This window comes from Acidovorax sp. sic0104 (genome assembly GCF_019219095.1).
Taxonomy (GTDB): Bacteria; Pseudomonadota; Gammaproteobacteria; order Burkholderiales; family Burkholderiaceae_C; genus Acidovorax.
The window spans coordinates 61,473-84,542 of record NZ_JAHUWH010000015.1; the positions used below are offsets into that span (position 1 = coordinate 61,473).

The 23,070-nt window shown below is 68.9% G+C and carries 19 protein-coding genes and 1 pseudogene; 13 read left to right on the plus strand and 7 right to left on the minus strand.

Translation table 11 applies throughout. The annotated features are described in order from the left end of the window. Positions 1–100 precede the first annotated feature (100 nt). A complete protein-coding gene (locus KW835_RS20750) occupies positions 101–997 on the minus strand; it encodes a LysR family transcriptional regulator (RefSeq protein ID WP_218385933.1) in 897 nt (298 codons plus the stop codon). Between the two features lie 155 nt (positions 998–1,152). On the opposite strand from KW835_RS20750, the gene KW835_RS20755 reads away from it, so the two are divergent. The 3 genes from KW835_RS20755 to KW835_RS20765 all read left to right on the plus strand — a co-directional run bounded on the left by KW835_RS20755 (position 1,153) and on the right by KW835_RS20765 (position 3,739). Further along, positions 1,153–1,647, plus strand: a complete 495-nt coding sequence (locus tag KW835_RS20755) for a cupin domain-containing protein (protein WP_218386042.1) — start codon at positions 1,153–1,155, stop codon at positions 1,645–1,647. A gap of 91 nt (positions 1,648–1,738) precedes the next feature. After that, a complete protein-coding gene (locus KW835_RS20760) occupies positions 1,739–2,407 on the plus strand; it encodes a carboxymuconolactone decarboxylase family protein (RefSeq protein ID WP_255593743.1) in 669 nt (222 codons plus the stop codon). A gap of 693 nt (positions 2,408–3,100) precedes the next feature. Beyond that, on the plus strand, positions 3,101–3,739 hold the full coding sequence (locus KW835_RS20765; protein WP_218385937.1) for an MBL fold metallo-hydrolase: 639 nt from the start codon (positions 3,101–3,103) through the stop codon (positions 3,737–3,739). Between the two features lie 159 nt (positions 3,740–3,898). Here the strand turns inward: KW835_RS20765 and KW835_RS20770 are convergent, their stop codons facing one another. Both KW835_RS20770 and KW835_RS20775 read right to left on the minus strand, forming a co-directional pair. Next, entirely contained in the window at positions 3,899–6,070 is a 2,172-nt protein-coding gene (locus tag KW835_RS20770; protein ID WP_218385938.1) for a TonB-dependent siderophore receptor, read from the minus strand. A gap of 325 nt (positions 6,071–6,395) precedes the next feature. Then, entirely contained in the window at positions 6,396–7,388 is a 993-nt protein-coding gene (locus tag KW835_RS20775) for a helix-turn-helix transcriptional regulator (protein WP_255593744.1), read from the minus strand. 249 nt (positions 7,389–7,637) lie between these two features. Between KW835_RS20775 and KW835_RS20780 the strand changes: the two genes are divergently transcribed. The 6 genes from KW835_RS20780 to KW835_RS20805 all read left to right on the plus strand — a co-directional run bounded on the left by KW835_RS20780 (position 7,638) and on the right by KW835_RS20805 (position 13,434). Further along, positions 7,638–8,789 carry an ABC transporter substrate-binding protein gene (locus KW835_RS20780; RefSeq protein ID WP_218385940.1) on the plus strand — a complete coding sequence of 384 codons (1,152 nt, stop codon included), beginning with the start codon at positions 7,638–7,640 and terminating at the stop codon, positions 8,787–8,789. Next, the gene (locus tag KW835_RS20785) at positions 8,789–9,772 is read left to right on the plus strand and encodes an alpha/beta hydrolase (RefSeq protein ID WP_218385942.1); all 984 of its coding nucleotides are present in this window, start codon (positions 8,789–8,791) and stop codon (positions 9,770–9,772) included. The genes KW835_RS20780 and KW835_RS20785 overlap by 1 nt, the downstream gene beginning before the upstream one ends. 38 nt (positions 9,773–9,810) lie before the next feature. Continuing rightward, a complete protein-coding gene (locus tag KW835_RS20790) occupies positions 9,811–10,914 on the plus strand; it encodes a FecCD family ABC transporter permease (protein ID WP_370633665.1) in 1,104 nt (367 codons plus the stop codon). A 169-nt stretch (positions 10,915–11,083) separates the two neighbouring features. After that, on the plus strand, positions 11,084–11,905 hold the full coding sequence (locus tag KW835_RS20795; protein WP_218385944.1) for an ABC transporter ATP-binding protein: 822 nt from the start codon (positions 11,084–11,086) through the stop codon (positions 11,903–11,905). Continuing rightward, the gene (locus KW835_RS20800; RefSeq protein ID WP_218385945.1) at positions 11,902–12,195 is read left to right on the plus strand and encodes a DUF2218 domain-containing protein; all 294 of its coding nucleotides are present in this window, start codon (positions 11,902–11,904) and stop codon (positions 12,193–12,195) included. Before KW835_RS20795 ends, KW835_RS20800 begins: the two co-directional genes overlap by 4 nt. Before the next feature lie 150 nt (positions 12,196–12,345). Continuing rightward, on the plus strand, positions 12,346–13,434 hold the full coding sequence (locus KW835_RS20805) for a GGDEF domain-containing protein (RefSeq protein WP_218385947.1): 1,089 nt from the start codon (positions 12,346–12,348) through the stop codon (positions 13,432–13,434). A 67-nt stretch (positions 13,435–13,501) separates the two neighbouring features. On the opposite strand, the gene KW835_RS20810 is transcribed toward KW835_RS20805, so the two are convergent. After that, positions 13,502–14,353, minus strand: coding sequence for a M48 family metallopeptidase (locus KW835_RS20810; protein WP_218385949.1), 852 nt, complete (start codon positions 14,351–14,353; stop codon positions 13,502–13,504). A 166-nt stretch (positions 14,354–14,519) separates the two neighbouring features. Here KW835_RS20810 and KW835_RS20815 point away from each other — a divergent pair, with 166 nt between their 5' ends. Next, the gene (locus KW835_RS20815) at positions 14,520–15,962 is read left to right on the plus strand and encodes an MFS transporter (RefSeq protein ID WP_218385951.1); all 1,443 of its coding nucleotides are present in this window, start codon (positions 14,520–14,522) and stop codon (positions 15,960–15,962) included. Positions 15,963–15,969: 7 nt separating this feature from the next. Here the strand turns inward: KW835_RS20815 and KW835_RS27175 are convergent. Then, positions 15,970–17,841: pseudogene (locus tag KW835_RS27175) on the minus strand (histidine kinase); the annotation flags it as partial. Continuing rightward, the gene (locus KW835_RS20820) at positions 17,759–18,493 is read right to left on the minus strand and encodes a response regulator transcription factor (protein WP_218385952.1); all 735 of its coding nucleotides are present in this window, start codon (positions 18,491–18,493) and stop codon (positions 17,759–17,761) included. The pseudogene KW835_RS27175 and the gene KW835_RS20820, both read right to left, overlap by 83 nt. A gap of 196 nt (positions 18,494–18,689) precedes the next feature. Here KW835_RS20820 and KW835_RS20825 point away from each other — a divergent pair, with 196 nt between their 5' ends. Next, positions 18,690–19,409 carry a response regulator gene (locus KW835_RS20825; RefSeq protein WP_218385954.1) on the plus strand — a complete coding sequence of 240 codons (720 nt, stop codon included), beginning with the start codon at positions 18,690–18,692 and terminating at the stop codon, positions 19,407–19,409. A 135-nt stretch (positions 19,410–19,544) separates the two neighbouring features. Then, entirely contained in the window at positions 19,545–20,774 is a 1,230-nt protein-coding gene (locus tag KW835_RS20830) for an ATP-binding protein (RefSeq protein WP_218385956.1), read from the plus strand. Positions 20,775–20,812: 38 nt separating this feature from the next. Here the strand turns inward: KW835_RS20830 and KW835_RS20835 are convergent, their stop codons facing one another. Next, positions 20,813–22,081, minus strand: coding sequence for a YbfB/YjiJ family MFS transporter (locus KW835_RS20835; protein ID WP_255593746.1), 1,269 nt, complete (start codon positions 22,079–22,081; stop codon positions 20,813–20,815). 103 nt (positions 22,082–22,184) lie between these two features. On the opposite strand from KW835_RS20835, the gene KW835_RS20840 reads away from it, so the two are divergent. Continuing rightward, positions 22,185–23,054: a LysR substrate-binding domain-containing protein gene (locus tag KW835_RS20840; protein WP_218385960.1), complete on the plus strand. Its 870-nt coding sequence runs from the start codon at positions 22,185–22,187 to the stop codon at positions 23,052–23,054. Positions 23,055–23,070: the final 16 nt, after the last annotated feature.

A 23,070-nucleotide genomic window follows, 5' to 3' on the forward strand; every position in this document is an offset into this window, starting at 1 on the left:
CCAGGCGAGACACCCGATCTGCCAAGACTTGTGTTGTGCGCTGCGGGGCGACTCGTGGGGGTGATCGTGGCATGGTCCATGCCGCTGCTGCACTGGTCACCTATTCACGCCAGCGCAGTGCCTCGATCACCAGGGCCAGCGCGGGCGCTGTCTGGCGGCGGTTGGCGTAATACAGGTGATAGGGCGAGAAGCTCGGCCACCAGTCCTGCAGCACCGGCACCAGGCGGCCATGCGCGGAGTGCGGCTGCACCATCTCCAGCGGCACGTAGCAAAAGCCCAGGCCGTCCAGCGCCGCCTGCAGCATCAGCTGGGTGTTGTTGAACACCACCTGGCCCTGCACGCGCACGGCCAGGGCCTGCCCGTCCTTCTCGAAATCCCAGGCATACAGGCCGCCGTGCGTGGGCAGGCGCAGGTTCACGCACTGGTGCCCTGTCAGATCGTGCGGCGTGGCCGGCAGCGCCTTGCATGCCAGGTAAGCCGGCGAGGCCGCCACGGCCATGCGCAACGGCGGCCCGATGCGCACGGCAACCATGTCCTTGTCCACCCGGTCGCCCACGCGCACGCCCGCATCGAAGCGCTGCGAGGCGATATCGGTGAAGGCGTAGTCCACGCTGAACTCGATGCGGATGTCGGGGTACTCCAGCAGCAGCGGCTGCAGCCGGGGCCAGAGCACAGTAGCAATGGCGTGGTCGTGCGCGGTGATGCGCACGGTGCCGGCGGGTTTGTCGCGCATCGCGCTCAAGGCGCCCAGCTCGGCCTCGATCTCCTGCAGGCGCGGGGCCACCGTGGCAAGCAAGCGCGCGCCCGCCTCGGTGGTGGAGACGCTGCGCGTGGTGCGGGACAGCAGGCGCACGCCCAGGCGCGCCTCCAGCGCCAGCATGGCATGGCTGAGTGCCGAGCGCGACAGGCCCAGTTGCGCCGCGGCGCGGGTGAAGCTGCGCTCGCGCGCCACCACCACGAAGGCGCGCAGATCGTTGAGGTTTTCGCCAGAGGCCATGGATTGGTGAATGTGCTGCACAAGTGCATGCCGATTTTGGCATCTTCTCAGCCCAATCACCCCTGTCTACAGTCACTGCACCGGCTTGCGGTGTCACAGCCCGCCTGCCGCCCCCTTCCAACCTTCAGGAGCGCCAGATTATGAACCCCACCCTCATGCGAACAGCCTTCGCCCTGGCCGTGGCCCAGGGCGGCGCGGCCGCCGCGACCGAGGCACCCGCTTTGGCCGCCACCAGCACTCAGCAGATTACACGGGCCGGCGCCCAGGCCTCGGCCGCCGGGCCCGATGCATTCTTCACTGGCCGCGTGCGCGTCGATCCCATCTGGCCTGCCGACAAAGGCATCAGCGCATCGGGCGCGCATGTCACCTTCGAGCCCGGCGCCCGCTCTGCCTGGCACACCCACCCCGCAGGCCAGCGACTGGTGGTGGTCTCGGGCACAGGCCGCACGCAGGAATGGGGCAAACCGGTGCAGGAAATCCGCCCCGGCGACGTGATTTGGTGCCCGCCCGGCGTAAAGCACTGGCACGGCGCCGCGTCCAGCACGGCCATGACCCATCTGGCCGTGACCGGCACGGCAGATGGCAAGAACGTCGAATGGATGGAGAAGGTCAGCGATGAGCAATACAACAGCAACACCACGGCGCGTTGAGCGCATGGCCCGGCTTGCAGCGATCGGCCTGCTGGCGTGCCTGGCACTTGTACCGAGCCATGCATCCACCAGCCCTCAGGAGCTCAAAGCAATGCAACCCACCGCCGCGCAGACCAACGAGACGCTCTCGCCACGCCAGCAGGCCATCGTGCCCATCGCCGCCTTCGCAGCGGCCGGCGACATCGCGCGCCTGGGCCCTGCGCTGGACCAGGGCCTGGACGCGGGCCTGACAGTGGGCGACGCGCGCGAAGTGTTGGTGCAGGTGTATGCCTACGCGGGCTTCCCGCGCAGTCTGAACGCGCTGGGCGAGCTCATGAAGGTGCTGGAGGCCCGTCGCCAGCGCGGCCTGCAGGACGCCCCCGGGCGCGCGCCCAGCCGGCCCATCCCCCAAGGCGATGCCCTGCTGGCAGCCGGCACCGCCAACCAGACGCGCCTGGTGGGTGCGCCCGTCAAGGGCCCGCTGTTCGACTTCGCACCGGCCATCAACCAGTACCTCAAGACCCACCTCTTCGGCGAAATCTTCGAGCGTGACAACTTGGATTGGCAGAGCCGGGAAATCGCGACGGTGGGCATGCTATCGGCCCTGGCCGGCGCCGAATCGCAGCTGCAGTCGCACATGGGCATCAGCATGAACGTGGGTCTTACGGCTCGTCAGCTTCAACAGTTGGGACAGATCCTCGCGGAGCGGGTGGATTCGATACATGCAGCACGAGCAAGAAGCGCACTTACGAGAGCCTTGGCGGACCTAGCGGTCAAGTAGTACTGTCATGTTTTGGCACACGCCGTTCGATCATCGTCGTGAACTGGCATCCTTACCGACGCTAAGGACGCCGCATTGGAGAGCTGTATACGGTGGGACTGCCTAGCGCACCCGATGCTGCGCCCTACCGTCCGCTCTTGATTGCAGCAGTCGTTCACTTACTGCCGGTTGAAAGACAGCATCCAGCCTCTTGCAGTCATTGGAGCCTTTTTGGGGGCCACTCGGACCACAAGAACTTCTAGAAAAACCAAAGAAAAAGAGCGCTCAAACTGGGCGCTCTTTTTTATATAGCAACAAGCCCAAACAGGGCTGCAGGTTGCTTCGTATTTCTAGGTCGCCGGTACCAGTCAAGTTCGAGTTTACGACTTTACTGTTACAAATGACCACCCCGCAAACCCGCGTGAATGCTGGAGGCTTGTTTACGACTTTATTCGCGTGTTTACGACTTTAATTACCCAGAATAATAAACGCGGACGCAAACGAAAGCAGCCCTGCTGTGAGTCACGGACTTAGCCAAATCGCAAAACTTACCCACTAGCCCAGCACGCTGCTCCGTGCGCATGTCGGCAGAGAGTGCCAACCGTAAGTCAGCAAGGTCCAGTCTATGTTCGCAAAGTCCACTCTCTGTTATCAACAGATCCACATTCTGTTTGCAAAATCCACTCTCTGTTAGCAACAACCACCTGGATTGCCATGCTCCGCTATCTCACCGTCCCCGTCACAGCGTTCCAACAGAACTGTTCCATTGTCTGGTGCGACGCCACGCACAAGGCCGCCGTCATCGACCCGGGCGGTGATCTCGACACCCTGCTCGCCGAGGCTGAGCGCCTGGGCCTGGCCCTGGAGCAGATCTGGCTCACGCACGCGCACATCGACCATGCGGGCGGCACGGGGGAGCTGGCCGAGCGGCTGGCGCTGCCCATCGTGGGGCCGCACCCTGGCGATCAGTTCTGGATCGACGGGCTGCCGCAGCAAAGCGCGATGTTCGGGTTTCCGCCTGCGCAGCCGTTCACGCCCACGCGCTGGCTGGCCGATGGCGACTCGGTGCAGATCGGCCACGAGACGCTGCATGTGCGCCACTGCCCAGGCCACACGCCTGGCCACGTGGTGTTCCACGCGCCGCAGATCGACCGGGCCTTCGTCGGCGACGTGCTGTTCGCAGGCAGCATCGGACGCACGGATTTCCCGATGGGCAACCACCAGGACCTCATCGACAGCATCACCCAGCGCCTGTGGCCCATGGGCGACCAGACGGTGTTCATCCCGGGCCACGGCCCGGAGAGCACCTTTGGCCGCGAGCGCACGAGCAATCCCTACGTGGGCGGGACCTGAGTCGCGGCCCGCACCATGCTTTGAATCTTTTCAGCCTCTTGCGCTTGATGGGCAAGCGCCAGCAGCTACTACATTGATAGCATTCGCACCCCGCATGGGTAAGCCGGCGCGCCCACCAGGTCACACGCCAGCCACCCGTCAGGGCGATGTCGCACCGCCTCAGAAGTCGAACGATGCCGACACGCGCACGGCGCGCGGTGCGCCCACGTTCACCCGGCCGGCGCCCCAGAGGCTGTCGAAGTACGCGCGGTTGGTGAGGTTGGTGACCGTTGCGCGCAACACCACCGGCTGCGACCCGAAACGCGTGGCGTAGCGGGCTCCCACGTCCAGGGTGGTCCAGGCGGGCAGTTTCACGCTGTTGTCGCCCGTGAGCCATTGCGCGCCCGTGTGGTTCACGCGGCCGTTGACCGACAGGCCCTGCACGCCGGGTATGGCCCAGTCCGCCCCCAGGTTCAGCGTGAGCCGGGGCACGCCGAACTGCGCGCGGCCCTGGTTCACGCCCTTGGCGGTCTTGGTCTGTTTGGCCTCGGTGTAGGCCGCACCGCCCAGCAGCGTGAGCGTCGGGCTCAGCTGACCAAACACGTTCCACTCCACGCCCCGGTTGCGCTGTTCGCCGTCGAGCACCTGGCGGTTGTTGGCTTCGATCAGCGCCGGCTTGCTGATCTGGAACAGGCTCACCGTCTGCGTCAGGCTGCCCATCGCCCACTTCACGCCCACCTCGGCCTGCTTGCTCTTGTAGGGCTTGAAGGTCTCGCCTTCGTTGGCATAGGGCGCCTTCACCGTGGTGCCTGCGCTCAGGCCTTCCACGTAGTTGCCGTACAGCGAGATGTTCTCGCCCCAGGGCTTGGCGACCACGCCCACCAGCGGCGTGACGGCGCTTTCCTTGTATTTGTTGAGTTTCTGGTTCACCTGCTGCGCGCGCAGGCCCAGGGTGACCTGCACCCGGTCGTCGGCCCACGACAGCGTGTCCACCACGCTCAATGCCGACATGGCGTCGTCGTTGAGCTTGTTGTAGGTGGCCGCCGCCGCGCCGGCCGGCATGGTGATGGGCCGGGGGTTGTAGATGTTGCTGTTGATGGCGGCCGTACCGTTGGCACGGCTGCCGCCTTCGTAGTTCATCACGTTGGCCGCCAGGGTCAGCTTGTGGGCCACGGCACCGGTGCTGAACTGGCCGCGCAGGCCCAACTCGGCCGTGGTGGTGTCGTACTCGCCCCAGGAGTTGTAAGCCGTGCCCGTGGCATTGCCCGAGGCCGCGTTCGCTGCTGTCCACACCGGGCGTGTGCCGAAGATGAAGCCATCGTACGAATGCTCAGCCTTGCCGGCCGATGCGAACGCCGTCCAGCCCGCATTGATCCGGGCCTGGCCGCGCACGATGAGGCCCTGTGTGAGCGTGTTGCTGTACACGCCTTCGCCGTAGAAGAAGTTGGTGGAGCCATCGGGCGCCTTGGGCACCGTGGTCCAGCCCGTGATGATGGGCTGCATGGGCGAGCCCTTGCGCACCTTGTTCTTGAGCGAATAGGCATCGGCCTCCACATTCCAGCCCTCGCCCTGGTAGTCCAGCGCCAGGTGGCCGATCTCGCGCGCCTTGGTCTGGTGGTCCAGCCAGGTCTCGCCGCCCGACAGCACGCCGTTGACGCGCACGCCCAGGCGCTGGCCTTGGCCGAAGCGGCGCGACACGTCGGCATGCACGCCCAGGTTCGACTTGGACGAATAGGTGGTGGTGACGCGCGTCAGCGCCTCCTTGCCCGCGCGCTTGGGCACCAGGTTGATGGCGCCGCCCACGTCGCCGGACGGCGGCAGCCCCATCATCATGGCGCCTGGGCCCTTGAGCACTTCCACGCGCTCGAACATCTCGGTGGGCGTGTTCTGCTCGGGCGCGAGGCCGTAGGCGCCGTTGATCGCCATGGCGCTGGCGCCCAGCGAGAAGCCCCGGACGATGAAGTTCTCGACGATGTGGCCTTCATTGGTGGTGGTGCGCACCGAAGGGTCGTTCTTGAGCACCGCGCCCACGGTCTGGGCCTGCTGGTCGGCAATGCCTTCGGCGGTGTAGCCCGTCATGTTGAAGGGCGTGTCCATCACGCCGACATTGCCCAGCACCCCCAGCCGCGTACCCTTGGCCACCTGGCCGCCGGGCGCTGCGGCCGGAAGGCTTTCGGGCGTCTCGGCTGCCGCATTCACCGTCACTTCCTTGAGCGCCACCGCAGCGGCCGGACTCTGCGCCCAGGCCGCGCCGGCACCGGCCAGCAAGGTCCACGCGCAGGCCTGGGCCACCTGGCGCAAGGCAAAAGGTTGGGCCCGGGAAACACCCGGGAATGGGCGGCGAGTCTGCATAGAAGTCCTGAAATAAAAACGAGGGAAAAGGGAGTACGCCCCACCGCAGGATTGCAAACAAGAATGAATGCGATTCCACCCAGGACACGCACGGACTTCAGAGAAAAAATCAGTGAAGACGCAGTGCCCGAAGCGTTGTGCAAGGCGTGCCGATGGATCACATCGGGCATGGCATCGATGATTTCACGCAGCCCTGCCGTCTGTGTTTGCACGCCCAACAAAGACGTTTGCCACACCCCCGCCACCCGCACAGGGCGCAGCACCCGCCAGGCCACGGGTGGCGTCCTCCTTGAGAGGGGAAGCGGCGCAGCCGCTCAGGGCGGCATCAAACCCTCGCTCGGGCCAGCTTGGGCGGCATGCCAAAGCGCTTGCGGTATGCCGTCGCAAAGTTGGCGGCACTGTTGTAGCCCGCCACCAGCGCCGCCTGCCCCACCGTCAGGCCGTCGCGCTCGAGCGCGTGGCGCGCGCGCTGCAGCCGGGTTTCGCGCACGAAGTCGAACACCGTCGTGCCATACACCGCGCGGAAGTGCCGCTGCAGCGTGTTGGCATTGGTGCCCGCCTGGCGCGCAAGCGCGTCGAGCGACATGTCCATCGCGCCGTCGGTCTGCAAAAAAGCATGCAGCGCGCGCATGCGCTGGTGCTCATGCGGAAGCAGGCGCAGCGCGGCGGCGGCCGGTGCGGGGGCAGGCGCCGGCGCGGGGGCCGGCCCGGGGGCATGCTGGGCCAGGCTGCCCAGGGCTTCACCCACCAGCTCCAGCGCGCGGCTTTCCAGGTAAAGGTGCAGCAGCAAGGGACTCAGGTCCGGCGCGTGGGTGATCTGCTCGGCCAGCGCGGCGATGCGGGGCGATGGCTGCCAGTGGTGCATGGCCAGGTGCTGGCGGCGAAACGCCTCGATGGCGTCGGACGCTGCGGGCCCCGCCACCTGCTCCAGCCATTCACCGCCCAGGCCCACGCTCACGCGGCGCGCATACGTGCCCCGGCGCGCGCGCCGCTCGAAGCGTTCGGGCTCGGCCACGGAGACCAGCAGCGCCCGCGGCAATGCAGGCTCGCGCGCACGCTGGGCCGTGCTGCTGGACAAGGCCACGCGGCGCGGGCCGTAGCTCACGTCCACCGAGCCCTCCAGCAGCACCACGATGCGCAGCCCCGTTTCCATGTCGCCGCTGGCCGTGAAGTCCTGCACGTCGGCCGTGTCGTCGGCGTGCAGATGAAGCCCCGGCCGCAGCACCCGCACCCGCTGCAGATGGCGCAGCAGCGACGCCCGCATGCCTTCCGACGGAGGCGCCGCAGGCTGGACGGTCAGGGGGCTCACGGCGGACATGGGAATGGGGTGCGAAGAGTGCGGCGAAGAAGTGCGGAAGTACGACGAGATGGATGCCGAAGACGGAACGCCCCGCACCACCCCGGCCGCGCCAGACGTTTGCGCAAAGGTTTTTCTCCATGAGGCAAACACGCCGGACACCAGCACGTGGGATGCTAGCAACTTGCGATAATAAATGCAAATGATTCTCAATAGTGCTCATTGCCGGCCGCTCCATCGGCTCGCGTGTCCTGCACCTTGCATCCGCCCATGACCCTCACACTCCCCCGTTTCCTGGCCCCGCTGGCAGCCGCGCTCTGCGCCCTGCTCTTTGCCGCCCCCGCCCAGGCCCAGGGCGCCTCCCAGACGGTGACCGACCTGGCGGGCCGCACCGTCACCCTGCCGGCCAGGGTGGACCGCATCCTGCTCGGCGAAGGCCGGCTGCTGCCCGCGCTGGGCGTGTTCGAACGCGAAGACGTCGCCCGCCGCCTGGTGGGCGTGATGGGCGACTACGAGACGCTGGACCCGGCCGGCTACGCCCAGTGGCGCAACCGCTTTCCGCAGCTGGACAAGGTGCCCCGCGTCGGCCGTAACAACGCTGGCAGCTTCAGCGACGAGCAGGCCATTGCGCTGCGCCCGCAGGTCGCCATCCTGGGCCTGGCCGGCGGCCACGGGCCGAGCAAGAACGACCGCGAGACCCTGGCGCGGCTGGAAGCGGCAGGCGTCGCCGTGGTGTTCATCGACTTCCGCCACGACCCGCTCAGGAACACGCCGCGCAGCATGGAGCTGCTGGGCGCCGTGCTGGGCAAGCGCAAGGAGGCCGACGCCTTCAACACCCTGTGGCGGGCCCAGCTCGAACGGGTCGAGTCCCGCCTGCGCACGCTGCCCGCAGGCACCCGCCGCCCCAGCGTTTTCCTGGAGAACCGGGTGGGCTTGGCCGACGACTGCTGCGCCACCATGGTGGGCCTGGTGGGCGTGCTGCTGGATGCCGCTGGCGCCGACAACGTGGCGCGGGGCCGCATTCCAGGCGAGCACGGCACGCTCAACCCCGAGTTCCTGATCGCCACGCAGCCCCGGCTGTACATCGGCACCGGCATCGGGAGCATGGCCACCACCGAGAAGTCGCCGCTGCGCATCGTGCTGGGTGCCGACGCGACGCCCGAGGCTGCCCGCGCCTCGCTGGTGCGCGCCACGCAACGCCGGGGCATCGCCCAGCTGGAGGCCGTGCACCAGGCGGGGCGCGCCCACGCCATCTGGCACCACTACTACAACTCCCCCTTCAACGTGGTGGCCGTGCAGGTGTTCGCCAAATGGCTGCACCCCGAGCTGTTTGCCGACCTGGACCCGCGCGCCACGCTGCAAACCATGTACACCCAGTTCCAGCCCATACCGCTGACCGGCGTGTACTGGACCAGCCTCTGATGCCCGCACTGCGCCTGCCGCAGGGGACGCCGCCGCGCCGCGCCATGCTTGCCGCCAGCGCCGGTGCGGGCCTGGGCCTGCTGGGCATGTTGAGCGGCTGCGCCAGCGGCAGGCCCGGGCAGCCCTCGCCGCCGCTGAACCGGGCACCACCCGCCATGTTGCCGGGCACGCACCAGCAAGACCTGCGCGACCCGGCCAGCGGCCGCACCTGGCGCATCTGGGTGCAGCGCCCTGCAGGGCCGATGCCGCCCACCGGCCACCCGGTGCTGTATGTGCTGGACGGCAATGCCGCGTTCGCGCTGGCCTCGCAACTGGCGCGCAACGATGCCGAGCGCCCCCCGGAGATGCGCCCTGACGCGGCCATCGTGGTGGGCATCGGCCACCCGGGTGACGCGGTGATCCACCCCGCCGAACGGCAGCGCGACTACACACCGCCGCCCCCGGGCAGCAGCGGCGGCAGTACAAGCGACCAGGCCGGCGGCGCACCCGTGCTGCTCGACTTCATCGCGCGCGAGCTGCAGCCGCGCATTGCGGCTGCCTTTCCTGTGGACCTGCAGCGGCAGACCCTCAGCGGCCATTCCTTCGGTGGACTGCTGGTGCTGCATGCGCTGTTCACGCGCCCGGCGCTGTTCACCCGCTACGCCGCCACCAGCCCCTCGGTCTGGTGGAACCAGGGCCAGGTGCTGCAGACGGCGGCGCAGTTCGCGCAAGCGCACGCCCAGGCGCCACGCGCCTTTCACGCGCAGTTGCAGTTGCGCGTGGGAAGCCTGGAGCATGCCCGGGCCGCCGCCACGCCCGCCCGCGCTGCCGTGCAGGCCGAGCGCCGGCTGCTGGAGCGCACGGAGGCGCTGGCGCAGCAGCTCACCGCCCTGCAGTGGCCCGAGCTGCGCGTGCACCTGGCCGTACTGCCCGGCCTGGACCATGGCAGCGTCATGGCGCCCGCTCTGATCGATGCCCTGGCACTCGCCCAGCAGGCCCGCTGAGCCCGCGCACCGACGACCGCCCTCCGCCCTTTACAGCAATGCCCACCGTGCCTGATACCGCAACCGCCCTGCCCCCCCACCCCCACGGGACTGCCCCGCTGCCAGCGGGCCCGCTGGCGCAGCGCTACCGGCAGTTCGTGCGCCTGCGCCTGCTGCTGCTGGCAGGCCTGCTCACGGCGCTGTGCGCCAGCGTCGTGGCAGACATCGCGCTCGGCCCGTCCAACTTTGCGTTCGGCGATGTGCTGCGGGGCCTCCTCGCTCCCGCCAGCCTGCCACAAGCACAGCAGGTCATCCTGTGGGAGGTGCGCCTTCCCTATGCCGTCATGGCGGTGCTGGTGGGCGCCAGCCTGGGCCTGGCCGGGGCCGAGATGCAGACCGCGCTCAACAACCCACTGGCCAGCCCGTTCACGCTCGGTGTGTCGGCCGCCGCGGCGGTGGGTGCTTCGGCCGCCGTGGTCAGCGGCGTGACGCTGCTGGCCTGGGGCGAGAACCTGGCGGTGCCGCTGTGCGCCTTTGCCGGCGCGGCCTGCGCCACGGCGCTGATCCAGCTGCTCGCCTGGCGCCAGGGCGCCACGGTGGACACGGTGGTGCTGTTCGGCATCGCGCTGCTGTTCAGCTTCGAGGCCCTGCTGTGGCTGCTGCAGTTCATCGCCGACAGCAACGCGCTGCAGCAGATCGTGTTCTGGACCATGGGCAGCCTGGGCCGCGCCACCTGGACCAAGATCGGCATCGTGGGCACGGTGCTCTCGCTGTGCCTGCTGTGGTCGGCGCACCAGGCCTGGGCCCTCACGGCGCTGCGCGCGGGCGAGGACCAGGCGCGCAGCTTCGGGATCGCGGTGGAACGGCTGCGGCTGTTGACGCTGCTGCGCGTAAGCCTGCTGGCGGCCACCGCCCTGTCGTTCGTCGGCACCATCGGCTTCGTGGGCCTGGTGGGGCCGCACATCGCGCGCATGCTGCTGGGCGAAGACCACCGCTACTACCTGCCGGGCAGCGCGCTGGCCGGAGCGCTGATGCTGTCGCTGGCCTCCATCCTGAGCAAGGCGCTGGTGCCCGGCGTGGTGCTACCCATCGGCATCATCACCGCGCTGGTCGGCGTGCCGCTGTTCATGGTGCTGGTGCTGCGCCAGAGAAGGGCCGTATGAAGCACCCCCTGAGCCGCTGCGCGTCTTCCCCCTCTCTCTCTCGCATTGCTGCGCAATGCGGGAGGGGGACGCCCCCAGCGCGGCGGGGCGGCCCTTGCGCGGGGGCGCTGGCTTGGGCCGCGCCAGTTTCCTCGGCCGCCGGGGACGCACGGCGCCATGGAGGCTTGACATGACAACAGGCTTGAGCCTCCAACAACTCAGCGCCGGCTATCCCGGCCGGCCCGTGCTGCAGAACGTGGACCTGCCTGCCGTGCCCGCCGGCACCCTCGTGGCCGTGGTGGGCCCCAATGCCGTGGGCAAGTCCACGCTGCTCAAGGCCGTGGCCGGGCTGCGGCCCGCGCAGGGACGTGTACTGCTGGAAGGGACCGACCTGACCACGCTGGCCCCGCGGGAGCGCCTGCGGCGCGTGGGCTACCTGCCCCAGGCACTGCCGCAGAGCACCTCGCTCGTGGCCTACGAGACCTGGCAGAGCGCCCTGCGCGCCGGCCGCAGCGAATGGAGCACCGCGCAGCGCGAGGCGGCGATCGAGTCGGTGGTGGCGGCGCTGGGCCTGCAGGCGCTGGCGCTGCGCCGGCTCGACGAACTCTCGGGCGGGCAGCGCCAGATGGTGGGGCTGGCCCAGGTCATCGTGCGCGCGCCGCGCCTGCTGCTGCTGGACGAACCCACCAGCGCACTCGACCTGCGCTGGCAACTGCAGGTGCTGCAGGCCGTGCGCGCCATGGTGCAGCAGCAGGGTGCGACCGGCCTGGTGGCCGTGCACGACCTGAATCTGGCCCTGCGCTTTTGCCAGCATGTGCTGGTGCTGGGCGGCGGCACGGTGCTGGCCGCCGGCGAGCCCGCGCAGGTGCTCACCCCGGCGCTGCTGCAACGCGCCTATGGCGTGCGGGCGCGTGTGGAACGCTGCTCGCAAGGCAACCTGCTGGTGCTGGCCGATGCGGCACTGCCTCTGTCCGAGCCCTTTTCTCCCACAACAACCTCTCCCCACCCATGATGCGACGCCAGGGCCAGGTGCCCACGCCCGAAGCCAGCCGCTATCTGCAGCGCCTGTGCTTCCACTTCACCCGCAAGATCAACGTGACCTACGACGAGCACCGGGGCGAAGCGCACTTCCCGTGGGGCCTGTGCGTGCTGCGCGCCGACGAAAGTGCCCTGCACTTCGACTGCAGCGCCGACGACGATGCCAGCCTGGCCCGGGTGCAGTTCGCGATCGACTCCCACATCGAACTGTTCTCGCGCAAGAGCCCGATGGCCGTGGAGTGGCGGCCCGTGCAGGCGCTCTGACTGCCTGTACCCGGGTCCTACAGGGCGGGATTCCGGGCAACTGGCCTGTTTTCGCAGGCCTGATCTGCGGATGCCCTGCGCGGCCGGCGCCTAGGATGTGACATTTTGTTAACAACCGGGGGCCATGGGGCACCCTTCGGCGGCCCCTCCATGGATTCCTTCGCAAGCTCTCCGGCCCACCCCGCGCGTGCCCCACGTCCTTACGAGCCCGCACAGCGGGGCTCCAGCGTCGCCGGCAAGGCCTACTGGGCCATGGCACAGCGTGTGGCGCTCACGGCGGCTGCCATCGACGGGCTGTACATCGTGCTGTTCCTCTGGCTGGGCTCGGTACCGCTCGCGGTGGTCAACGTGGCCAGCATCGCGATGTACCTGGGGGCCTATGCGCTCATCCGACGGCGGCGCAACACCGCCGGCATCCTGCTCATCTGGCTGGAGGTGATCGCGCACTCCGCGCTGGGGTCGCTGCTGGTGGGCTGGGACAGCGGTTTCCACTACTACCTGTGGCTGTTCATTCCTGCCGTGGTGATCGCCAACTCGGGCCGCTACGCCGTTCCCGTGGTGCTGGCGCTGCTGGCCTACTACCTGGGCCTGCGCTTCGTGTGCGACCAGCTGGGCCCGCTGGCGCCGCTGGCCGGCAAGGGGCAGCAGATCGTCAATGCCATCCACGTGTGCGTGGTCTTCGGCATGTTCGCGGCCCTGGCTGCGTTCTACCGCCGCACCATCCTGATTGCCGAGAACAGGCTGCTCAGGCAGGCCACGCTCGACGGGCTGACGGGCCTGAACAACCGCGCCCACTTCCAGACGCTGGCCGGGCACACGCTGACCCGCATCCAGCGCACGGGCGAACCCGTGGCGCTGATGCTGTGCGACATCGACCACTTCAAGCAGGTGAACGACCGCCACGGCCATGCCACGGGAGACCGCGTTCTGGTGGCGGTGGCGCAGGTTCTCAGGCACCAGCTGCGTGAGAGCGATGTGGTCGCGCGCTGGGGCGGCGAGGAGTTCCTGGCGCTCATGCCCGCCAGTTCGCGGGCGTCTGCCGCCGAAGCGGCCGAACGCATCCGCGTGGCCATCGAGCAGATCGCGCTGGAAAACCAGGGCACGCCGGTACCGCTGAGCATGTCGTTCGGCGTGGCGCAGGTGACGGGCAGCGACGATCTGCCGGCGGCCATCGCGCGGGCCGACCAGGCGCTCTACCAGAGCAAGCACACCGGCCGCAACCGCGTGAGCGTAGGCTGAAAAACAAGAGAAATCAGGCCTTTGCGCTTGCCCCATCACCGCAAACAGCTATCGATTCAATAGCAAATCAGCCGTTGCGCCGTGCCGCTTCGTAGAGCTTCTGCACCTTGGGCACGTTCAGCTCCAGCTCCTTGATGCGCGCGGGGCCCGAGGGGTGTGTGGACAGGAAGGCCAGCCCGCCCTGCTTGCTGCCCGTGGCATTGCCCATCTTCTTCCACAGGCTCACCGAGGCCGCGGGGTCGAACCCGCCGCGCGCGGCCAGCTCCAGCCCCACCAGGTCGGCCTCGCTCTCGTCCGAGCGGCTGAACTGCAGCGTGAGCAACTGGCCGCCCAGGCCGGCCGCCGCCTGCCCCAGGTCGCCCAGCCCGAGAAGCTGCGAGCCCAGGCGCAGCGCGAGGTTGGTGCCCTGCGTCTTGGCCAGCCGTTCGCGGGCGTGCTCGCGCAGGGCATGGGCCATTTCGTGGCCCATGATCATCGCGGCCTCATCGTCGGTGAGCTTGAGTTGATCGAGGATGCCCGTGTAGAAGGCGATCTTGCCGCCGGGCATGCAGAAGGCGTTGATCTGCTGGCTGCCGATCAGGTTGACCTCCCAGCGCCACTGCCTGGCGCGGTCGTTCCAGGGCGCTGCGTAGGGAATCAGGCGCTTGGCGATGGCATGCAGGCGCTGCAGCTGCGGGTGCCCTTCGGGCGCCAGGGCCCGCTTGGCCTTGGCCTGCTCCAGCATCTGGCGGTACTGCTGCGCGGCGGAGTTCTCCAGCGTTTCTGCCGGAATCAGCTTGCGCACGCTGGAGGCGGTGCCCACATCCACCTGCGCCAGCACGGGCGCGGCAGCGGTGGCTCCGGCGGCCAGCAGGAAGGCGCGGCGCGCGGACCAGGGCGACGAGGGCGCAACGGAAGGCGTGGGGCACAGAAGGCACATACCGGATCACCTGAAGGGAAGAGGGCAAGGGAATAATAGGCGGTTGCACTGACGCGGGACCGCAAGGCACAGGCCGTGTCCCCGAGCAGCGGCACTGCCAGCCAGATGGAGGCTGGAGCGCCCGCTGCAAGGTGTCAGCGATGATAGACAAAACCTCCGGGCGCCCATGTCAGACACCTCCGCCAACCATTCCCGATCCAACAGCCCGGCACTGCCCACGCAACCGCCCGCACGCACGCCCTGGCTGCAGACCCTGCGCGTGTACCTGGAGCCTGCCAGCCTGCGCATGCTCACCCTCGGCTTCGCGGCGGGCCTGCCGCTGCTGCTGGTGCTGGGCACGCTGTCGTTTCGCCTGCGCGAGGCGGGCATCGACCGCAGCACCATCGGGTATCTGAGCTGGGTCGGGCTGGCCTATGGCTTCAAGTGGGTCTGGGCGCCCCTGGTGGACCGCATGCCCATCCCGGTGCTGACGCCGCTGCTGGGGCGGCGGCGCAGCTGGCTGCTGCTGTCACAGGCGGTGGTGGTGGCGGGACTCGTGGGCATGGCGGTGTCGGACCCGCGCCTCACGCTCGGGCCTATCGTGTGGTGCGCGCTGGCCGTGGCTTTCGGCTCGGCCACGCAGGACATCGCGCTCGACGCGTTCCGCATCGAGTCGGCCGACGCCAACCACCAGGCAGCGCTGGCCGCGTCCTACCAGACGGGCTACCGCCTGGCCATGATCTGGGCCGGCGCGGGCGTGCTGTGGATCGCGGCGCGTGCCGAGGCAGCACCTGCCGTGGGCCAGGCCGTGCTGCAAGGCGCGGCCGCGTATCAGAACGGGGCCTGGCAAACGGCCTATCTGGTGATGGCGGCATCGATGGCCGTCGGGGTGGTCACCGTGTTGTTCTCCCGCGAGCCTGCCCCCGTGGCCCTGCCCCCGGCCAAGAACGCTGCCGAATGGATCCAGGGCGCGATGGTGGAGCCGTTTGCCGACTTCCTGCGCCGCTATGGCTGGCACGCGGTGCTGATCCTCGCGCTGATCGCCGTCTACCGCATCAGCGACGTGGTCATGGGCATCATGGCCAACCCGTTCTACGTGGACATGGGCTTCACCAAGGACGAGGTGGCCGCCGTCACCAAGGTCTACGGCGTCATCATGACGCTGGCCGGCGCCTTCGTGGGCGGCGTGCTGTCCATGCGCTTCGGTGTGATGCGCATCCTGATGCTGGGCGCGATCCTGAGCGCGGCCAGCAACCTTCTGTTCGCATGGCTTGCGGGCCACGGGCACGACGTGACGGCGCTGATCGCCGTGGTCTCGGCAGACAACCTGGCCAGCGGCATCGCCTCGGCCGCGTTCATCGCGTACCTGTCGAGCCTGACCAACGTGAGCTACTCGGCGACGCAGTACGCGCTGTTCAGCTCCATGATGCTGCTGCTGCCCAAGTTCGTGGCGGGCTTCTCGGGCGACTACGTGAACGCGTTCGGCTACGCTCAGTTCTTCACGTCGACGGCTCTGCTGGGCCTGCCTGTGCTGGTGCTGGTGTGGCTGGCATCGCGGGTGCGCCAGGTGCAGCAGGCGCAACCGGCAGAGCGATCCGCACGCACGTCCCCTGGCCCGGCCCAGCCGTGATCGTGAGCTGCGCACCGATGGCCTGGGCCCGGGCGCGCATGTTGGCCAGCCCCTGGCCCCGCGCCTGGGGCGATCCTTGCAGGCCGACACCGTTGTCGGCAATCTCCAGCACCAGGCACGGCGGCGGGTGCTGCGGCTCGGCCTCGTGCCGCGCGCCCACCCGCACGCTGGTGGCCTGGGCATGCCGCAGCACGTTGGTGAATGCTTCGAGCAGGATGCGCTGGATCTGCAGCACCATGTGGGGCGTGAGGCTGTCGAGCGTGGGCAACTCCTCCACTTGCCAATCGACCTGGATGCCCGTGGCCGCCAGGCGCGGCTGCAGCCGGTAGCGCAGCGTGGCCAGCACGGTGGCCAGGTCGCCATCCACGGGCTGCATGGCGTCCACCGCCATGCGCAATTCATCGAGCGCGGCGTTGGCATGTTCGCGCAGTTCGTCCCGGCTGGCGCGGCCCTTGCCGATGAGACTGAGCAGGCCTACCAGCTGCGCCCCCACCCCGTCGTGGATGTCGCGCATGATGCGCTGGCGCTCCTGCAGCGCGGCGTGCTCGGCATGCTCCTGCTGCAGGAGCGCATAGCTGACCCGGAGCTCCTGCTCGCGCTGGCGCACTTTTTCGTCCAGCGAGCTGCTCAGCTTCTGGTAGGCGCCCGCCTGCCGCGCATAGCGGCTCACGATGATCCAGCCCATGAGCAGCACGAACAGCATCGTGGCCAGGGGCAGGTAGGACGACCGGCCCACGCTCTCGGTGGACAGGCGTATCTCCAGGAAGTCGTACAGGCCTGCACCGATGGGAATGAAGCTCGCAAGGCACAGCGCGATGGCTTCGGGCTTGCGTGAGACGAATGCCTGGCGTCCGGCCACGGAGTAGGCCCACAAGGCCGGCAGAAAAAGCAGGGCCAGGCCAGCGGTCCAGTACACCGGCCGGCCCAGGCCGAACGCCATGCACACCAGCACGGCCTCCAGCAGGGCGAAGCTCCAGAAACCACGGCGCACGGCAACGCCATCGCGGCCCAGCAGCGCCAGCGAGAAACGCACCAGCAGCAGCATATGCGCCATCAGCGAGAACGCAACCACCCCGCCCCAGAGCGGCCAGTCCAGGGGCTGCCCCCACAACCGGTCGCCGTAGCGAAGCACCCCGAACGGGGCGCACAGCGCAAAGTAGCCATAGACCGGCTCGCGGCTCAGGTGCCAAAGCCCCGCGGCTATCACGCCGGTGAGCGCCAGCGCGAACACCACGGCCACCGCCCCCCATTGCCGCCAGACATAGCGCTCGCGGTACTGCGGCCACAACACCGCCTCAGGCCCCAGACGCGGCGCCGCCAGGCCACCCCACCGCACGGGCTGCACGGTCAGGCGCACCTCCAGCACCGTGGGCCGCGAGGGCGACAGGAAGCGCGAAGGCACGGGCACCCACAGCGGCGACTTGGTGGCATCGTGGCGGCTGTCACCCAGCGTGCCGCGGTGGGCCACCAGATCGCCGTCCAGGAATATCTCGACCTGGTTGCCCACGCGCGGAAAGTAGATTCCCCACAGCGTCCCGTCCGAAGAAACGGGCGGTAGCTCCAGCCGGTAGCTGGCGCGTCCCGCGCGCCCCGGATACGCCTTGTCCCACAGGTGAGGCAGCTGCACCGGGCCCGCCCAGGCAGCCGCGCCTTCCGGCTCCAGATAGGCCTGCGCGACAGAGAGGGTGTGGACAGGCCCGGGCTCCTGCGCCTGGGTGATTGCGCAGGCCAGCATCCACAGTGCGCACGCTGCGAGCCGCAGGAAGCATCGCCACGCACCGCCAGGCGCAAGGGCCCTAAAGGATCCCCATCTGGCGGGCCTCGAAGATCGCCTCAGCCTTGGAATGGACAGCCAGCTTGCTGTAGATGTTCTTGACATGGGATTGGACTGTGGAAGGCGCAAGGCCCATGATCTCCGCGGCCTCGGCATAGGTGAATCCCCGCGCGAGCTTGGCCAGGATGTCCCTTTCCCGCGCCGTCAAGGCAGCCGCCGCCGGAGGAACCCTCGACGAGGATGGTACGGGGGACAATCGGGTCAGCAGTTGCCGCGCAATGATGGGCGTCATGGGAGAGCCGCCCGCGCTGAGGCTCAGCACATGTTCCGCCAGATCGTCTTCGGTGCCGTCCTTCAGAAGGTAGCCGCGGGCACCCGCCTCGAACGCGCGCATCATGTGGGCCTCATCCCCGAACATCGTGATCACCATGATCTCGGTGTCGGGGCGCAGCGCCCGGCATTGCCCGATCACTTCCAGCCCCGAACCGTCCGGCAGGCCGAGGTCGACCAGCAGCACATCCACGCTGTGGACCTGCAGCCATTGAACGGTCTCGGCCACCGTCGCCCCCACATAGTCCAGTCGCAGCTTCGCCGCGCGGGCGAGCGCCAGCCGCAGCCGCTCCCGCGTCCCGGGGTCGTCTTCCACGAGGCCGACCGAAATGGCCGCTCCGTCTGCTCCGCATGCAGCGTGCACATGCCCGTCGGCCCGGGCCGGCGGCGCGTGCGCGGGGGAAGCAACATCCACTGATTTGGTCATCGAAGCGCAAGACCCGGAAAAAGAGGCAGCACAAGAAGGCTCTGCCCGCTTCGGGGCAAGAGAGGGCGACCCGGGGATTATGTCGCGGGCGCCGCCGGGCGTGCCTGGTTGCTTTACGGCAGCTTTACGTCTGAGACAAAGCGGAGTGACGCTCTGCGGCCACGATGGACACGACGACCGCCACTAAACTGTCCCCATGAGCTCCCAACTGCTGATGATCGAAGACGACGCCCGCCTGGCACAAATGGTGGGCGAGTACCTGGGCCAGTCGGGCCTGCAGGTCACGCACCGCGCGGACGGCAAGAGCGGCCTGGCGCAGCTGCAGGGCCCCGAGGCCGGCGCGCTGCCCGACCTGGTGATCCTGGACCTGATGCTGCCCGACATGGACGGCCTGGAAGTGTGCCGCCGCATCCGGTCGCTGCAGGGCAGCGCAGCGCAAGTGCCGGTGCTGATGCTCACCGCCAAAGGCGACCCGATGGACCGCATCATCGGTCTGGAGCTGGGCGCCGACGACTACCTGCCAAAGCCTTTCGAACCGCGCGAGCTGCTGGCGCGCATCCGCGCCATCCTGCGCCGGCGCACCGACGGCGGTGCAGCACCGGCCACACAGGCTTTGCGCTTCGGGACGCTGGAGATCGACCGCGATGCGCGCACCGTGAACGTGGGCGGCCAGCTGGCCGACCTGACCTCCTACCAGTTCGACCTGCTCGTGGCATTGGCAGAGCGCGCGGGCCGCGTGCTCACCCGCGACCAGATCATGGAAGCCGTGCGCGGCCGCGAACTGGAAGCGTTCGACCGCAGCATCGACGTGCACATGGGCCGCATCCGCGCGGCCATCGAGGCCGACGCCAAGAACCCGCGCCGCATCCTCACGGTGCGTGGCGTGGGCTATGTGTTCGCCAAGCAGCAGGACTGAATGCATGCGCCCTGAGTCGCTTCGCGCCTTCGCCCTCAGGGAGACGCCGCCAGCGCGGCGGGACGCCCCTTGCGCCCCGGCCGCCGGCCTGGGCCGCGCCAGTCCCCTGCAGTGCGCCTCTTGCTCTTGATAGCCATGTCCCTGTCCACGCCCTTTTCCCGCCGCCTGTACCTGCGCATCTGGCTGGCCGTGGTCGGCGGCATCGCGGTGCTGACGCTGTCGGTGGGCTGGGCCTGGCGCATGGCCGAAGAGCAGAAGGCCCAGAACGCACAGCCCTTCGTTCCGCCCTCGCGCGAGATGGTGCTGCGCGACAACACCGGCAACGTGGTGCTGCGCGGCCTGGCCACGCGCCAGCCCAGCGAGCCGGGCGAAGGCGCGGAATTCCACATCGAATCGGGAGACGGCCAGCCTTTCGTGCTGCAGATGGCCCCACGCCAGCCCAGGGGCGAGCGAGGCGGTGGCGGCGGCCGGCCCGGCGACGCCTTCTGGACGCGCCCGCCCTTCGGCTTCCTGTGGCTGCTGGGCATCGTGGGCCTGGCCGTGGCGATCGGCGTGTACCCCATCATCCGCCGCCTCACATTGCGGCTGGAAGCGCTGCAGCGCAGTGTGCAGCGCTTTGGCGAGGGCGATCTGTCGGTGCGCGTGCCCGAACAGGGCCAGGACGAAGTTGCCGACCTGGCGCGGCAGTTCAACGCAGCGGCCGAGCGGGTGGAGAACCTGGTGAAGTCGCACAAATCGCTGCTGGCCAATGCCTCCCACGAGCTGCGCTCGCCGCTCACCCGCATCCGCATGGGCATGGAGCTGATGGGAGGCCAGCAGCCCTCGCCCGCATTCCGCGAGGAAATCCTGCGCAACATCGCCGAACTGGACCAGCTGGTGGACGAGATCCTGCTCGCAAGCCGCCTGGACGCGCGCGAAGCCGACGTGGGCACCGTGGAACTGGTGGACCTGATCGGCCTGGCCGCCGAGGAGTGCGCCCGCGTGGACGCCGACCTGGACGTGAGTTCCAGCCCCGACTCCGTGGATGTGCGGGGCGTCTCCAAGCTCTTGCGCCGCGCCATCCGCAACCTGCTGGAAAACGCGCGCCGCTACAGCACCGGCGAGATCACGGTGGTGGTGCACCGCCGCCAGGGCCACGCCGAAGTGAGCGTGTGCGACCGCGGCCCTGGCGTTCCGCTGACCCAGCGCGAACGCATCTTCGAGCCGTTCTACCGCCTGCCCGGTGCCAGCGAGCGCGCCGGCGGCGTGGGGCTGGGGCTGGCGCTGGTGCGCTCCATCGCGGGGCGCCACAACGGCACCGTGCACTGCGAAGACCGACAAGGCGGCGGCGCGTGCTTCGTGCTCCGGCTTCCGCTATCACATTAGTAGCATTTAGCGCTTGATGCGCGGCCGCTGCAGGCCTCTCAGGCCCTGATCCGTGAACGCCAGCGCCACGCCATGAAGGCGTACAGCACGGCCCCCAGCAACAGCACCGAGCCCGCCACCCCCAGCGCCCAGTCGAACCCCTGCGCGCGCGTACCGGCGCGCGCCAGCAGCGCAGCCGCCATCGGCGGCCCCACGATCTGCCCGATGCCGTACAACGCCGTGAGCAGTCCGGTGAAGCCCGCAGCCGCCTGCGGCCACTGGTGGCGCGCCTCCTGCAGTGCGAAGAAGGTGATGGCCGTGAACGGCAAACCCAGCAGCAGGCTGCCCAGCGCAAAACCGGCCGGCCCGGGCCACAGCACGCCCAGCGCAACACCCACCGCTTGCAGCAAGTAGGCTGCCGCCAGCAGCCAACGGCGGTCCCGCGTGGGAGCGATGCGGGTGGACAGCAGTGCGCCCAGCGCCACGCCGGCGCCAAAGATGGGCCAGAACAGGTCCGGCCACACCGAGCCAGCCGCTAGCGCCGCCCGCGCGATCACCGGCAGGAAGGTGGCGGTGACGATGTAGCCCAATCCCGCCAGACCATAGGCGGCAGCCAGCAAGGCACGCTCGCCCACCGGGCGCGGTGCGGGCATCAGCGGCACAGCCGCAGCAGCCCCCGAGGCCGCAACCGCAGCGGGCACCTCGCTGCCCCGAAACACCGTCCAGGCGCAGGCACAGAGGATGGCTGCCAGCAGGCTGAACGCCGCCCACCCTGCCGCCGCGCTCCAGCCTGCAGCCACCATGGCGCTGGTCGGCAGGCCGGTGATGACGATGCCCAGCCCCGGGCCGCAGAAGATCAGCCCGCCCCACGCAGGGCGCCCGAGGTGGGCCAGGCGCCCCATGCACCAGTTGGCCGTGCCCAGGAACACCAGCGCGCTGGCCACACCCGCCAGCAGACGCAGCAGCGGCCACGACGCGGGCCAGGGCAGCGCCAGCAGCCCCGTGAGCAGCACGGTAGCTACCAGCCCGCCGCGCACCAGCGTGGCATTCAGTGCGGCATTGCCGGGTTCGCGGCCCAGGCGCCGCGAGAGCCACGGCAAGGCCATGTAAAGCAACGCCCCCGCCAGGTAGCCTGCGTAGTTGGCCGTGGCCAGCCAGCTGCCGGTGGCAATGTCCACCACCCCGTCGTGCAGCATCATGGGCAGGAGCGGGGTGAAGGCGAACCGGCCGATGCCCATGGCCGCCGCCAGCGCGGCCATGCCGGCCAAGGCAATCCGCAGCGCCGACGCGCCGTCAGTGGCCTGCCCTGGGACGGAGGAGGAAGACATGGACACGTGGTTCATGGGATCAAGCGTGGGGGTTGCCACGGGGGAAGCTGCTGCTTATCATCTTATCAAGAGATTGAATTTCTGTAATTCATACTTTTTCAAGATGGAAAAAACCTCGCCCTTGCTGGATCTCGCAGCGCTCGACATCTTCCGCACCGTGGCGGCGGAAGGCAGCGTCACGCGTGCTGCCGAGCGGCTTTCGCGGGCGCAATCCAATGTGACCACGCGGGTGCAGCAGCTGGAGGCGGGCCTGGGCACGCCGCTGTTCCTGCGCGAAGGCAAGCGCATGGCGCTCACGCCCGAGGGCCAGGTGCTGCTGGGCTATTCCGACCGGCTGCTCGCACTGGCCGAAGAGGCGCGCCAGGCGCTGCAGCCAGGGCCGCCCGCCGGCCGCCTGCGCCTGGGCTCCATGGAAAGCACCGCTGCGAGCCGATTGCCCGCGCCGCTGGCCCGCCTGCACAGTCAGTGTCCAGGCGTTGCACTGGAGCTGACAACGGCCGCGACCCGGGTGCTGGTGGACCGGCTGCGCGGACACGCGCTCGATGCCGTGCTGGTGGCGTGGCCGCCGGGGCAACCGCCGGACCCGGCGCTCGAAACCAGGCCTGTGTTCACCGAAGAGCTGCTGCTGGTCTTGCCCGCCGACCACCCGCCCGTGATCGGCCCGCAGGATGTGGTGCCCGGCACGCTGGCGGTGTTCGAGCCTGGCTGCACGTACCGGCGCATCGCCCAGGACTGGTTCGCCCCCCGGCCGGAGCCCATGAAGTTGCTGGAGCTGGGCTCGTACCACGCCATCCTGGCCAGCGTCTCTGGCGGTGGCTGCGCGGGCATCGTGCCGCGCTCGGTACTCTGCCTCTCGCCGCACGCGGATCTGCTGAGCCAGCACCCGATCACCACCATCGCCACCTTGCTGATCTGGCGACAGGGCTATCACTCGCCCGCGCTTGATGCGCTGCAGCAGGTGCTGAAAACTTGAGATGACACCTCCGGCG